The sequence below is a fragment of the Phenylobacterium sp. genome, assembly GCF_020253645.1.
Classification (GTDB): domain Bacteria; phylum Pseudomonadota; class Alphaproteobacteria; order Caulobacterales; family Caulobacteraceae; genus Phenylobacterium.
Genome location: NZ_JADCBG010000145.1, coordinates 1 through 11,358 on the forward strand (window position 1 = coordinate 1; position 11,358 = coordinate 11,358).

The 11,358-nt window shown below is 70.1% G+C and carries 12 protein-coding genes; 3 read left to right on the forward strand and 9 right to left on the reverse strand.

Translation table 11 applies throughout. The features are described from left to right. The 4 genes from INE98_RS10125 to INE98_RS10140 all read right to left on the reverse strand — a co-directional run. Positions 1 to 728, reverse strand: a 728-nt coding sequence (locus tag INE98_RS10125) for a prephenate dehydrogenase/arogenate dehydrogenase family protein (protein WP_293538686.1), incomplete at its 3' end; no start/stop codon positions are given. Continuing rightward, positions 725 to 1,825, reverse strand: coding sequence for a histidinol-phosphate transaminase (gene hisC, locus INE98_RS10130; protein WP_293538687.1), 1,101 nt, complete (start codon positions 1,823 to 1,825; stop codon positions 725 to 727). The genes INE98_RS10125 and hisC, both read right to left, overlap by 4 nt. A gap of 7 nt (positions 1,826 to 1,832) precedes the next feature. Then, the gene (locus INE98_RS10135) at positions 1,833 to 2,639 is read right to left on the reverse strand and encodes a chorismate mutase (RefSeq protein ID WP_293538689.1); all 807 of its coding nucleotides are present in this window, start codon (positions 2,637 to 2,639) and stop codon (positions 1,833 to 1,835) included. A gap of 62 nt (positions 2,640 to 2,701) precedes the next feature. Next, positions 2,702 to 4,948, reverse strand: a complete 2,247-nt coding sequence (locus INE98_RS10140) for a penicillin acylase family protein (RefSeq protein ID WP_293538690.1) — start codon at positions 4,946 to 4,948, stop codon at positions 2,702 to 2,704. Between the two features lie 127 nt (positions 4,949 to 5,075). Here INE98_RS10140 and INE98_RS10145 point away from each other — a divergent pair, with 127 nt between their 5' ends. Further along, positions 5,076 to 6,560, forward strand: a complete 1,485-nt coding sequence (locus INE98_RS10145; RefSeq protein WP_293538691.1) for an NAD(P)/FAD-dependent oxidoreductase — start codon at positions 5,076 to 5,078, stop codon at positions 6,558 to 6,560. Positions 6,561 to 6,568: 8 nt separating this feature from the next. On the opposite strand, the gene INE98_RS10150 is transcribed toward INE98_RS10145, so the two are convergent. Further along, complete coding sequence (locus tag INE98_RS10150; RefSeq protein ID WP_293538692.1) at positions 6,569 to 7,564, reverse strand: DUF2125 domain-containing protein; 996 nt, start codon at positions 7,562 to 7,564, stop codon at positions 6,569 to 6,571. A 37-nt stretch (positions 7,565 to 7,601) separates the two neighbouring features. Here INE98_RS10150 and INE98_RS10155 point away from each other — a divergent pair, with 37 nt between their 5' ends. Further along, a complete protein-coding gene (locus INE98_RS10155; protein ID WP_293538694.1) occupies positions 7,602 to 8,135 on the forward strand; it encodes a gamma-glutamylcyclotransferase in 534 nt (177 codons plus the stop codon). On the opposite strand, the gene INE98_RS10160 is transcribed toward INE98_RS10155, so the two are convergent. Genes INE98_RS10160 through INE98_RS10175 form a run of 4 tightly spaced genes read right to left on the reverse strand, consistent with a single transcriptional unit; the run spans position 8,132 to position 10,972 of the window. Then, a complete protein-coding gene (locus tag INE98_RS10160) occupies positions 8,132 to 8,848 on the reverse strand; it encodes a 1-acyl-sn-glycerol-3-phosphate acyltransferase (protein ID WP_293538695.1) in 717 nt (238 codons plus the stop codon). The genes INE98_RS10155 and INE98_RS10160 overlap by 4 nt on opposite strands. Further along, positions 8,845 to 9,456, reverse strand: a complete 612-nt coding sequence (locus tag INE98_RS10165; RefSeq protein ID WP_367120185.1) for a YdcF family protein — start codon at positions 9,454 to 9,456, stop codon at positions 8,845 to 8,847. Before INE98_RS10165 ends, INE98_RS10160 begins: the two co-directional genes overlap by 4 nt. Before the next feature lie 2 nt (positions 9,457 to 9,458). Continuing rightward, on the reverse strand, positions 9,459 to 10,283 hold the full coding sequence (locus tag INE98_RS10170; RefSeq protein WP_293538698.1) for a hypothetical protein: 825 nt from the start codon (positions 10,281 to 10,283) through the stop codon (positions 9,459 to 9,461). After that, positions 10,280 to 10,972, reverse strand: coding sequence for a cell division ATP-binding protein FtsE (locus tag INE98_RS10175; protein WP_293538700.1), 693 nt, complete (start codon positions 10,970 to 10,972; stop codon positions 10,280 to 10,282). Before INE98_RS10175 ends, INE98_RS10170 begins: the two co-directional genes overlap by 4 nt. Positions 10,973 to 11,161: 189 nt before the next feature. Here INE98_RS10175 and INE98_RS14565 point away from each other — a divergent pair. Next, positions 11,162 to 11,358 (forward strand): MJ0042-type zinc finger domain-containing protein (locus INE98_RS14565; RefSeq protein ID WP_367120186.1); only part of this gene is annotated, 197 nt, incomplete at its 3' end.

The window sequence follows — 11,358 nt, forward strand, 5'->3', positions numbered from 1 at the left end:
GCCAGGAAGATGTCCCGCCACATGGTGGGGTCCGAGGCGGCGATGCGGGTGAAGTCGCGAAAGCCGCCGGCGGAGTACTTCATCACCTCGGCCCGGGTGACCTCCTCCATGTCGGCGGCTGTGCCCACGATGTTGTAGGCGATCAGGTGGGGAAGGTGGCTGGTGACGGCCAGGACCAGGTCGTGGTGGGCGGCGTCCATGGTGTCGACCTGTGCGCCAAGGGCGGCCCAGAAGGCGGAAAGCCGCTCGACGGCCTCCTGGTAGGCGGCGTCACCGTCTGGCTCCGGCGTCAGGATGACCCAGCGACCGCGAAACAGGTCAGCGAAGCCTGCGCCTGGACCGGACTGCTCTGTGCCCGCAATGGGGTGGCCGGGGACCAGGTGGACGCCGGCGGGAATGGTCGTGCGCAGGGCGTCGGCCACGCTGACCTTGACCGAGCCCACGTCGGTGACCGTGGCGCCGGGCTTGAGCGCCGCCGCCGCCGCCGCCGCCGCGGGCCCCATGGCCAGCACGGGCACGGCGAAGACCACAAGGTCGGCGTCGCGGACCGCCTCGGCGGGGTCGGCTGTGATCAGGTCGGCATAGCCCAGGGCTGCGATCTCCGCCCGGTGGGCCGGGTTGGCGTCGGCGACGGTCACGGCGCCCACGGCCCCGGCCGCCCTCGCGGCGCGGATGACCGAAGAGCCGATCAGGCCGCAGCCGACGATGGCCATTCGCGGATAGATCAACGGCCTTGTCCCATGAAGGCCGCCAGGGCTTCGACCAGGGCGCGGTTGTGTTCCTCAAGCCCGATGGTGAGCCGCAGGTGGTCCGGCAGGCCGTAGCCGCCCACCATCCGCGGGATCAGCCCCCGGGCGCTCAGGAAGGCGTCCGCGTCGGCCGCCGTCCGGCCAGGCGTCTGCGGGAAGCGGGCGAGGACGAAGTTGGCGCTCGAGCGGGTGGTCTCCAGTCCCAGGCCGCCCAGCTGCTGGGCCAGCCAGGGCCGCCATGTCCGAACCAGCTCCAGGGACTTCGCCTGGAAGTCCTCGTCCGCCAGGGCGGCGATGGCGGCGCGCTGGGCGGGGATGGAGACGTTGAAGGGCAGGCGGATCCGGTCGATGGCGTCGGCCATGTCCTGCGGCATGTAGGCCCAGCCTACCCGCAGGGCGGCCAGGCCGTGCAGCTTGGAGAAGGTCCGTGTCATGATGACGTTTGAGAAGTTGCGGACCAGGTCGACCCCGTCCTCGAAATCCGGATCCTCGGCGAACTCGGCGTAGGCGCCGTCCAGCACCAGGACCACATCGGCGGGCAGGGCGGCGTGAAGACGCCGGATCTCCGAGCCGCCGACCACCGTGCCGGTCGGATTGGCGGGGTTGGCCACCCAGACGATCCGCGTCCGTTCGTCGACGCAGGCCAGCAGCTCGTCGACGTCGATGCGCAGGTTGACCTCCCGGGCCATGCGCACCTCGCCGCCAGCGGCCCGGGTGGCGATGGCGAAGGCGCCGAAGCCGTGCTCGCCCTGTACGGCGTTGTCGCCGGGCTGGAGGTAGGCCTGGCCGATCAGCTGGAAGATCTCGTCCGAGCCGCAGCCGAACAGGAGGCGCTCGGGCTCCAGTCCATACCTTGCGCTGATCGCCTCGCGCAGGGCGTTGCAGCGGCCGTCCGGGTACATGTGCAATTCGTCGATCGCCGAGGCGAAGGCCGCCTTCGCCTGCGGGCTGGACCCGAGGACGTTTTCGTTGGCCGACAGCTTCACCGGGTGCGCCACCCCCTCCACCGCGGCCTTGCCGGGCTTGTAGGGCGTGATGTCCAGGATGCCGGGCTTGGGCTGGGGACGGTCTGTCATGTCGGTCTCAGAGGTCCAGGGGCGCGGACGCCGCGCCGATCACCCCGGTCAGCCGTCCGGGCGCACGGGTGAGCCGGGCGTCGTCCGACTGGTAATAGCCCACCAGTTCGAACAGGCGCAGGCCGCCGGCGTCGGCCAGCAGCTCGGCGGCGACGCCATCCTTGCTGAGCGCCCCGATCAGGCGTCCGGGCGGTCCGGGGGCGTCGCTGACCCAATAGGTTCGGTCGCCGCCCGTCGGGCCGATCTCCACCTCTGCGGCGGCCAGGGCGGTGGGCCGGCCCCAGGCGTTCAGGCAGGGCAGGGCGGCGAAGACCCGCAGGGTGGGTTCGGCCAGCAGCCGGCCCCACCAGGGGGTGCGGGAGTCCAGGCCCAGCACGGCGACTCCGCCCGGCGTCTTCGCTGCGGCGATCGCTTCCTCGGGCCGGCTGGCGGCGGTGAAGGGTGGCGCCGCGCCAAAGCGCATCCGGGCCGCCTCCCGGACGCCTTCGGGGGCCTGCCCGCCATAGACCGAGACATGATAGGGCCCCTGCCGGGACAGGCTGTCGCTCATCAGCTCGCGCCAGATCCGGACGACCAGCCCGGCAGGCGCGGCCTTCCTCGGGCGGGCCAGGAGGTTGCGCAGGACCTCGGCCTCGCGTGGAGGACGCAGGGCGAAGCGTCCGCCCTCGCCCGCCGCCGCCTTGGCCGCAGCCACCTCCGAGGCGAGGGCCGCCCGCTCGTCGATCAGCTCGAGCAGCCGGCGGTCGACCACGTCCAGCCGCGCGCGCACGGCCTCGAGCGAGCGTGCGTTCGGCTTGGGGTCGGAGGCGTCCATGGCGGTCCCGGGTTTCGGAGGCTTGGGCGATAGGTCATTGCGCCGGGCGGCGCAATACCGGGCTACTGCCCCGGACGATAGGTTCGCACTACGCGACCCTTGAGCTCGTCGGGCCAGAAGTAGACGGGCCGCAGGTCTCCGCTCAGGTAGCGAGGCGCCTGGTCGATGAAATGCTTCGACAGGGGAGAACTGGAGGCCCCCCCAGCCGTGACGGCGCGGGCTCGCACCCTCGGACCAAACTCCACCACGGCGACGAAGCTGTTCCCGCTGGTCCCGTAAAGCCTCTTCTGCCCTTCGGGACGCCGGGCGCCGAAGGAGGCCAGGGCGCCCCATCGGGCCGACGGGAAGGGCGCGGCAAGGCTTGGCGCCGCATCACTGAACGCCTGGACGATCTCGCCGGTCCGGCGCTGGAAGCGGTTGACCTCGCCCCAGGGAACCCTCCGGGTCCCGAAGTCGGACTGGAGCCTGTCGGAAGCCTGGGCCAGGGCCTCAAGCTTGCGGCGCGGAGAGATGCGGCTGGCCATGGCCTCCCAGGTCGTGACGCCCGCATCCCGCGCCAGGGCCTCTGCTTCTGGCCACAGCAGGTCGCCCCAGAAGACCGCCAGGGTCAGGGCCTCCGACTGACCGGACCAACGCCGGTCCCAGGCCCGCAGCAGCCGGATCTCCTCCGCAAGCCTGACGCGAAGGACGTCCGCGCCGGGGGCCGCGTCCCAGGCTGCGACCAGTCCCGGCACAAGGACGTCGAAGGCTGGCAGACGAGTGTTGAAGGCGCCCTGAACCAGGGAGTCGAGGGTGAAGCTCTGGCCCGTTTCGAGCAGTTGAACGGCGTTGGTCCCGCGGGGGTTGGGACCCACCGTGTCCATGTACCGAGGATAGGCCTCCCGCCTGGGGCTCTCGCCTCCGGCCGCCGTCCAGGGCCAGTCGTTGGTGTTGTAGACCCACCCGACCCTGGGCGACTTCACAGAGGGCAGTTCGGACAGGTCGTGCATGCCCTTCCAGTCGGTCGCCGGATCGGAGCCATCGACGGTGCGCGTATAGTCGAACCGGTCATCCCGCCTCGGGACGAACTGGGGATGCAGATAGGCGATCACCCCGTCGGCGTCGGCGTAGACAGTGTTGTTCGAAGCGTTTCCGATCAGGGCCGCCGCCTTCATGAACTCGTCGAAGTTGCGGGCCCGGGTGCGGAGGAAGGACTGGCTGAGGGCCTCCACCGGCCGGTTCATCATGGCGAAGGCGACCCAGCGCTCGCCCTCGCGACGCACCACCGGTCCGTGGTGGGTGAAGTGGACCCGGAAGGTGCTGCGGACCATCGCCCCCTGGGGTGTCCGCCAGTCGACGGCGATCGTCCGCGACTGAACGGGGCGTTCGGCCGCACCGTACCTGTAGGTCAGTCTGCCCCCGCGGTTGATCACCTGCACGGCGAACTCGTCCACGGAGTCCACGCCGCTCGACGTATGCATCCAGCCAAGCCGGGAATTGAATCCCTGGTAGATGAAGAACTGGCCCCAGGTCGCCGCGCCGTAGACGTTCATGCCCGCGTCCGAGGCGACGTGCTGTTCCGCCCGGAAATAGAAGCTCGTGTGGGGGTTGATCAGCAGAAGCGGCCGGCCTCCCGCAGAACGGGAGGGGCCGACGGCGATGCCGTTGGAGCCCCGGGGCTCCTCCAGGCCGGCGTCCCCGGACCGGGCGATGACCCGGGGACGGTCGGAATAGAGGGCGGCCAGATCGTCCAGGGAGATCCGCTCGATATCTCCCCCGATGCTGCCTTCGGAGAAACTCAGGGCCATCCAGGGCTCGAACCGCGTCAGCACCTTCGGCCGCACCTGCGGGTTCATGGCGAGGTAATAGTTCAGGCCGTCGGCCCAGGCGTCCATGAGCTTGCGCAGCCAGGGCGGGCTGCGGCCATAATGAGCCTTGAGCGTCTCGGTATCGACATAGAGACGGGCCCGGAGATCCTGCATGAGGGCGGCCTCTCCCTCGGCCTCCGCCAGGCGGCCCAGGGCGGTGAGATAGTTTGTCTCGATCCGCGCGAAGTCATCCTCCGCCTGCGCATAGATCATGCCGAAGACAGCGTCGGCGTCGGTCTTCCCGCGGATGTGGGCGATGCCCCAGTCGTCCCGGACAATGGTGACCCGCCGCGCCGTTTCCCGCCAGCGCAGCATCTCCTTCGAAGGCGTCGCCGAGGCCGTCAACCGTCCGGCGGTGGCGGTGGCGGTGGCGGGGGCGGTGGCGGTGGTGGCGGCGGCCGCCTGGACGCCCAGGGCGAAGGCCATGGCCAGGGCGAGGATCGGGAACAGGCGTCGGTGCATGGGAGGGACCCTCGGAGCCAGGCCGGAAGGCTAGGCCCCGGCATGCCGGGCGGCAAGACGCTTGCACCCGTCCGCTCTGGCCGTCATGAGGTCCGCTACGGGCCGAAACCAGCTGGAGGATGAGACGATGCAGGACGCTTCGCCAACCCATGTCGACGTGATCATCATCGGGGCCGGCCTGTCGGGAATCGGAGCCGCCCGTCACCTGAAGACCAACTGTCCGGATCGCAGCTTCCTCATCCTCGAGGGACGTCACGCCATCGGCGGCACCTGGGATCTGTTCCGCTATCCGGGCATCCGCTCCGACTCCGACATGTACACCCTGGGCTATTCCTTTCGGCCCTGGACCGAGGCCAAGGCCATCGCCGACGGTCCCTCCATCCTGCGCTATGTCCGCGACACGGCGCGCGAAGAGGGCGTCGAGGCTGCGATCCGGTTCGGCCACAGGGTCGTCTCCGCCGACTGGTCATCCGAAGACGCCGCCTGGCGGGTCCAGGCGGAGACTGCCGATGGCCCGGCCGCATTCACCTGCAACTTCCTCTTCCTCTGCGGCGGCTACTATTCCTACGCGGGCGGCTACACGCCGGGCTTTGCCGGCATGGACAGGTTCGGGGGGCGCATCGTCCACCCCCAGGACTGGCCTGCGGACCTCGACTATTCCGGGCAGAAGGTGGTGGTGATCGGGTCCGGAGCGACCGCCGTCACCCTCGTCCCGGAGATGGCCCGCACCGCAGGCCACGTCACCATGCTGCAGCGCTCGCCGACCTACATCGTCGGTCGCCCGGGCGAGGACGCCCTGGCCCTCAAGCTGCGTCGCCGGCTGCCCGAGAAGCTGGCCTACTCGCTCATCCGCTGGCGCAATGTCCTGATGGGGATGGTCTTCTACAACTTCGCCCGGCGCCGGCCTGACCGGGTCAAGGCCGCCATCGTCGGCCAGGTCCGCCAGGAACTGGGCCCCGAGTTCGATGTCGAGACCCATTTCACCCCCCGTTATAACCCCTGGGACCAGCGCCTCTGCCTTGCGCCCGACGGCGACTTCTTCCAGGCCCTGAAATCGGGCGCCGCCTCGGTGGTGACCGACGAGATCGAGACCTTCACCGAGACAGGCCTCCTGCTGAAGTCCGGAGCCCATCTCGACGCCGACCTGATCGTCACGGCGACGGGCCTGAAGCTGCAGGCGATGAACGGCCTTTCCCTGAGCGTCGACGGCGCCGCCGTGCGCCCGGCGGAGACCCTCAGCTACAAGGGCATGATGTACTCGAACGTCCCGAACCTGGCGTCGGCCTTCGGCTACACCAACGCCTCCTGGACGCTGAAGTGCGACCTGACCTGCGAATATGTCTGCCGGCTCCTGAACCACATGCGTCGCAAGGGCTTGCGCCAGTGCACGCCGGTGCTCCAGGGCGCGCCGCCCGAGACCGCTCCCTGGCTCGACTTCACCTCAGGCTATGTCCAGAGGTCGATCGGAGAATTCCCGAGGCAGGGCGTCACCGCCCCGTGGCGGCTTCACCAGAACTACGCCCTCGATCTCGCCTCACTGAGGTTCTCGGGGCTCGAGGACGGCGTCATCCAGTTCTCCAATCCCGCCCCCCGGGTCGCAAAGGCGGCCTGACGCCCTGGCTATCGCGACAGTCTGACCTTTCCTTCCGAGAGGGTCAGGTCCACCCGGAGGTCGTCGCCCGAGCTCTTGCCGGCCAGAATGCCCACGAGCCCGCCCGCCGCCTCCGTCGGCGACAGGACCCCATGTCGGGCCAGGGCGATCAGCAGGGTGGGCGCCTGGGCGGCCGTCAGGCGGAGGCTCCCGCGGAGCCGGCCATCGGCCCCCGCGCTCAGGCCCGGCGACGTCAGGGACAGGCGTGTCTCTCGGGCTGTAAGGCCGGCTTGCAGAATCTCGAGCCGGCCTCCCGCGACGCCCCAGGCCGCCAGTGCGCCGGAGAGATCCTCACCCCGCAGCCGCGAGGCGCGCTCCAGCCGCCCCTCGGCCGTGGCCGCAACCGAAGCCCCGCCGCCGATGTCCGCAAGCAGCCGTCCCGGGGTCGGCGTCCCGTCCTGGAGCCGGAGGAAGACGGCGGCCTTGTCCTCCGGCCCGGGACGAACATGCAGCTCCAGCCGGTCCGCCGAGGTCAGGGCGAAGGGCCGTGCTCCGGGGGCAGGGGTGAAGACGAGCCCCAGCCCCTCGATGGACAGCCGGGGCGGCCCGGCGCTGGGCAGGACAAGGCTGGAGAGAAGCCGGTCCCCGCGGACCTCCAGGCCACCGCCCTCCGGGCGGAAGATCGTGAGTCCCTCAGGGGCCGCCGACAGCCAGGACCTGGGTGCATGCAGGAAGGCCTGGGCCTCGAAGTCGGGGATCCGCAATCCCCAGGATCCCGACGTCACCCTGAGATCGGTCAGGGTCACGTTCAGGCGGAACGGATAGCCTGACAGGCGTCGTTCCGACCACTCCGCCGTGACCCCGCGTGCGGCCAGCGTCTGCACGCCCTCATCCAGCGTTTGCTCGACTTCCTGGGCTGCGATGCGCCAGGCGACGCTCCATCCCGCAGCCAGGAGGAGGGCGAGCAGCAGCGGGATCCAGAGGCCCAGTCGAAGGCGTTTGCGCGGGGCTGGCGTCTGGGGCATGGAGTCGGGGTCAGATGATGAGGGCATTCGGTCGGCGATGTCGGCGGATCGGTGGGTGTTCGGTTACGGGTCCCTGATGTGGCGACCAGGCTTCGAATGGGCCGAGCGCCGCCCTGCCACCTTACAGGGTCGGCGTCGCGCCTTCTGCATTTATTCCGTCCATCACCGCGGCACTCCCGAACGCCCGGGGCTTGTGCTCGGGCTGACCCGCGGAGGCTCTGTCCGCGGCGTCGCCTATCGGGTCACCGAGGAGGCGTGGCCCGAGGTCCGCGCCTATCTGCGGGAACGGGAACAGCCCACCGAGACCTATGTCGAGGCCGAGGTCGAGGTCCGCATCGACCCGGGGGTTCGGGTCGGTTGCCTCACCTTCCTCTCGGACACCCGTCATGCGCAATGGGCCGGAAACCTCCCGCCCGAGGCGCAGGCCCGGTTGATCGCCGGAGCCCGCGGTCTGTCGGGCCGGAACATCGACTACCTGCGTGACCTTGTCCGCCATCTGCGCGAGGCCGGAATCCGGGATCGCGGGATGGAGGGCCTCCTGGTCCGGGTGACCGAGCTGGAGCCGGACTAGACGCCCTCGGCGAGAAGCCGGTTCGAGGCGGTCTCGATCCGCTCCTCGAGGAGGCGCATGAATTCCGCGCGCTTCAGGCCCGGCGGGATCGGCTCGAGGAACTCATAGACAATCACCCCGGGGCGCCTGAGGAAGCCGCGAGCCGGCCAATGGAGTCCCGCGTTCGTGGCGACAGGGTGCACCTGGACGCCAAGCTCCCGGTAGAGGCCGGCGACTCCGGGCTTGTAGTCCGGCGGCGCGCCAGGCGCCTTGCGGGTTCCTTCGGGAAAGATCACCAGCTGGCGGTCGCCCAGCCGGAACTGCTCCTGGGCGCGCCGCACCATGTCCCGAAGCGCCGCCGCCTGCCCGTCCCGGTCAACGACGATCGAGCCGATCCTCAGGGCGATCCATCCGAAGATCGGAATGATCATGAGTTCCTTCTTCAGGACGAAGAGGGAGCCCTTGAGAACCCCGAACTGGACGAAGACATCGAACATGGTCTGGTGCTTGGAGGCGATCAGGGCGTCACCGGCCGGCACGTTCTCGAGGCCCCGGATGTCCACCCGGACCCCGCAGATGACCCTGAGCAGGCTGTTCACCGAGCGACTCCAGAGGCGCATTCCCAAGAGGAGCCAGCGCCTTGGCATGGCCAGGACCGGGACCAGGAGGATCGCGCAGATCACGGACCAGGAATAGAATGCTGCGGCGAAGAGCAGGGAGCGAAACAGGATCAAGGCGGGTCTTTCTGCCGGTTCAGGCTGGCCTGGCCCAGACGCCGGAGCGTCTCCCGGCCCAGGACGGTCATGTACTTCGAGTACTCCCGGATCATCAACCGGGTATCCCTTCCGCTCTGGCTCCAGCGCCGGGCGTCGACGGCGGGCGTGGCGGCGGCGTAGGATTGAAGCTGGATCCCCGGCAGCGCGGTCCTGAGCTCAAGCATGGCCCTCGGCATGTGGTAGTCGGCGGTGACGATGATCAGGCTGCGATATCGCATGGCGCGGGCCCATTCCGCCGTCTCCCTGGCGTTACCCAGCGTGTCGGCTGCGGTGAAACCGAGGTCCACGCAGCAGTCATAGAGCCGTCGTGCGGCCTTGCTGACCAGGCGGATGTCCTCACGGCTGGCCTCCCGGTTGACGCCGGAGACCAGGAGGCGCTTCGCAAGCCCAGCCTCCAGGACCGCCATCCCGGCGTCGAGCCGGGCGTTCGAGCCCGCGCCCGTGAGCACCACGACGCCGTCGGCGGCCTGTGGCAGGGTCGCCGGGGTCATGCGGCTAACCCGGTCGGCGAAGGCGAAGAGCCCGGCCGCCCAGATGAGCCCAAGGACCAGCAGGATTGCGAGCACCCTCAAAGGTCCAGCTCCCGGATCCGTCGCGCGGTAGCGGCCAGGGCGAATACGATTGCGACGCCGCCTGCGATCCCGATCAGTCCCGCCAGCTGCAAGGCGGGATAGACGGCCGAAGCCAGCGATCTCTCGACCTGCACCAGGCCGGTCGCCCCGCCTATTCCCACGGCCGCCAGGCCTCCGACGATGGCGCCGCTGATCAGGTCGGCCGCGACCGGGCGGGCGGCCATCGACAAGCAGGACAACCACGTCGCGCCGAGCTGGATCCGGACCCTGAGCGCAGTCCCGCGCCGGGCGATCTCGTGGCCCGCCGCGAGAGAGCCGAGCGCCGCAAGGCCGATTATGCACAGGAGAAGACTCGACAGGGCGGCGGTGAGGATCTCCCGCCGGAACGCCTCGCTCGTTCGCCGCCATCCCTGGTGATCGTCGACCACCGCGTCAATTCCTGCGGCGCTCAGGGCGCCAGCGAGGTCCTGGCGCGAGGCGGGTCGCTGGGCGTCGAGCTCGACGGCGATCAGTCGCGGCAGGACCTCAAGGTCGGGCCCTCGCGCCCCGGCGGTCCAGGGCGACAGCAACCGGGCCACACGGGCCGGAGCCAGGACCCGGACCTCGGCGATACCCTCGGTCCCGGCGAGAACTTCGGCTGCGCGACGGGCCTCGACCTCGGCGACTGCGGCCTCCGATGGCCGGATGGCGACGGTCATTTCTCCGGCGAGACGGGTCCCCCAGGTCTCAGCGCGGCCGGAAGCCACCAGCGCCGCCTGACCGATCAGGCCCGCCAGTGCCGTCAGCACGGCGGCGATCAGGATGACATTGAACCGGCTCATGCCGCCGCCTCGGGGACGGCCCGACCGCCGGACAGTCGCAGGCGGCGCGATGCGGGCGCGAGGTCGGGATTGCGGCTGGCGATCACCAGGGTCGTGCCCTGCCGGTTCAGCTGCACCAGCAAGCGCAGGACCCGGCGGGCGGAGTCCGGTTCCATCCAGCCAAGCGGCTCGTCCGCCAGGATGAGGTCCGGTTTCCCGGCTACCGCCCGCGCCACCAGGACCCGCTGACGCTGGTCATGATTCAGGGCCCGGGGTCGGGCGCGGCTCATGTCCGCCAAGCCCAGCCACCCCAGAAGTTCAGCGGTGTCCCGGCGCCGCTCCTGGGGGCGAACGCCGGCGATCCGCATGGGCAGGGCGGCGTTCTCCTCCACGGTCAGGTCGTCGATCAGGTCGAGGTCCTGACGGATCAGACCGATCCGGCGCCGGAGACGCGCCCGTCTGCCGGAGGACATTCGCCAGGGGTTCCCGCCCAGGATCTCCAGTCGTCCGGCCCCGGGCCGGCGAACCAGCCCGGCGAGGTCGAGCATGGTGCTCTTGCCCGCTCCCGCCTCGCCATGCACCAGCAGGAAGTCTCCCTGGGCCAGTTCGAGATCCAGATCAGACAGGCTGGCAGGCCCGTCTCCGCGGGGGGCGCTCAGCCCGCTCAGTCGAAGGGCCGGTGTCGGGGCTGGAGCGGCGAGGGCAGGCATGGCGGGTTTCGGGGGCGAAGGTAAGGCTCCTCGCAAGCCTAGCACAAGCCTGCAGCCCTGGCGCTCCCGGACAAGGCGCACGCCTGCGAACATCCCTGCGACATGGCTGCGATCTGTTAACCTTATGGGTGTAATGTTCTCTGCGAAGCTTCGCAGTGGGGCGAAGCCAGCGGTCCGGTCCCCCGAACGATGATCTTGACCTGTCCGAATTGTTCCGCCCGCTATGCCGTATCCTCGGGCGATCTGCCTGCGTCCGGGCGGCTGGTGCGCTGCGTCTCCTGCGGACACAAGTGGCGGGCCTCGCCGGCTGATGCGGACAGTGCGCTGCGCGCCTCGTCGCCTTCCCCGCCCCCGCCTCCGCCTCCACCTCCGCCACCGCCACCCCC

Excerpts from the sequence above, each read along its gene's own strand:
- hisC (WP_293538687.1), bottom strand. The coding sequence starts at position 1,825 with ATGACAGACCGTCCCCAGCCCAAGCCCGGCATCCTGGACATCACGCCC.
- INE98_RS10135 (WP_293538689.1), bottom strand. The coding sequence starts at position 2,639 with ATGGACGCCTCCGACCCCAAGCCGAACGCACGCTCGCTCGAGGCCGTG.
- INE98_RS10140 (WP_293538690.1), bottom strand. The coding sequence starts at position 4,948 with ATGCACCGACGCCTGTTCCCGATCCTCGCCCTGGCCATGGCCTTCGCC.
- INE98_RS10145 (WP_293538691.1), top strand. The coding sequence starts at position 5,076 with ATGCAGGACGCTTCGCCAACCCATGTCGACGTGATCATCATCGGGGCC.
- INE98_RS10150 (WP_293538692.1), bottom strand. The coding sequence starts at position 7,564 with ATGCCCCAGACGCCAGCCCCGCGCAAACGCCTTCGACTGGGCCTCTGG.
- INE98_RS10155 (WP_293538694.1), top strand. The coding sequence starts at position 7,602 with ATGTCGGCGGATCGGTGGGTGTTCGGTTACGGGTCCCTGATGTGGCGA.
- INE98_RS10170 (WP_293538698.1), bottom strand. The coding sequence starts at position 10,283 with ATGAGCCGGTTCAATGTCATCCTGATCGCCGCCGTGCTGACGGCACTG.
- INE98_RS10175 (WP_293538700.1), bottom strand. The coding sequence starts at position 10,972 with ATGCCTGCCCTCGCCGCTCCAGCCCCGACACCGGCCCTTCGACTGAGC.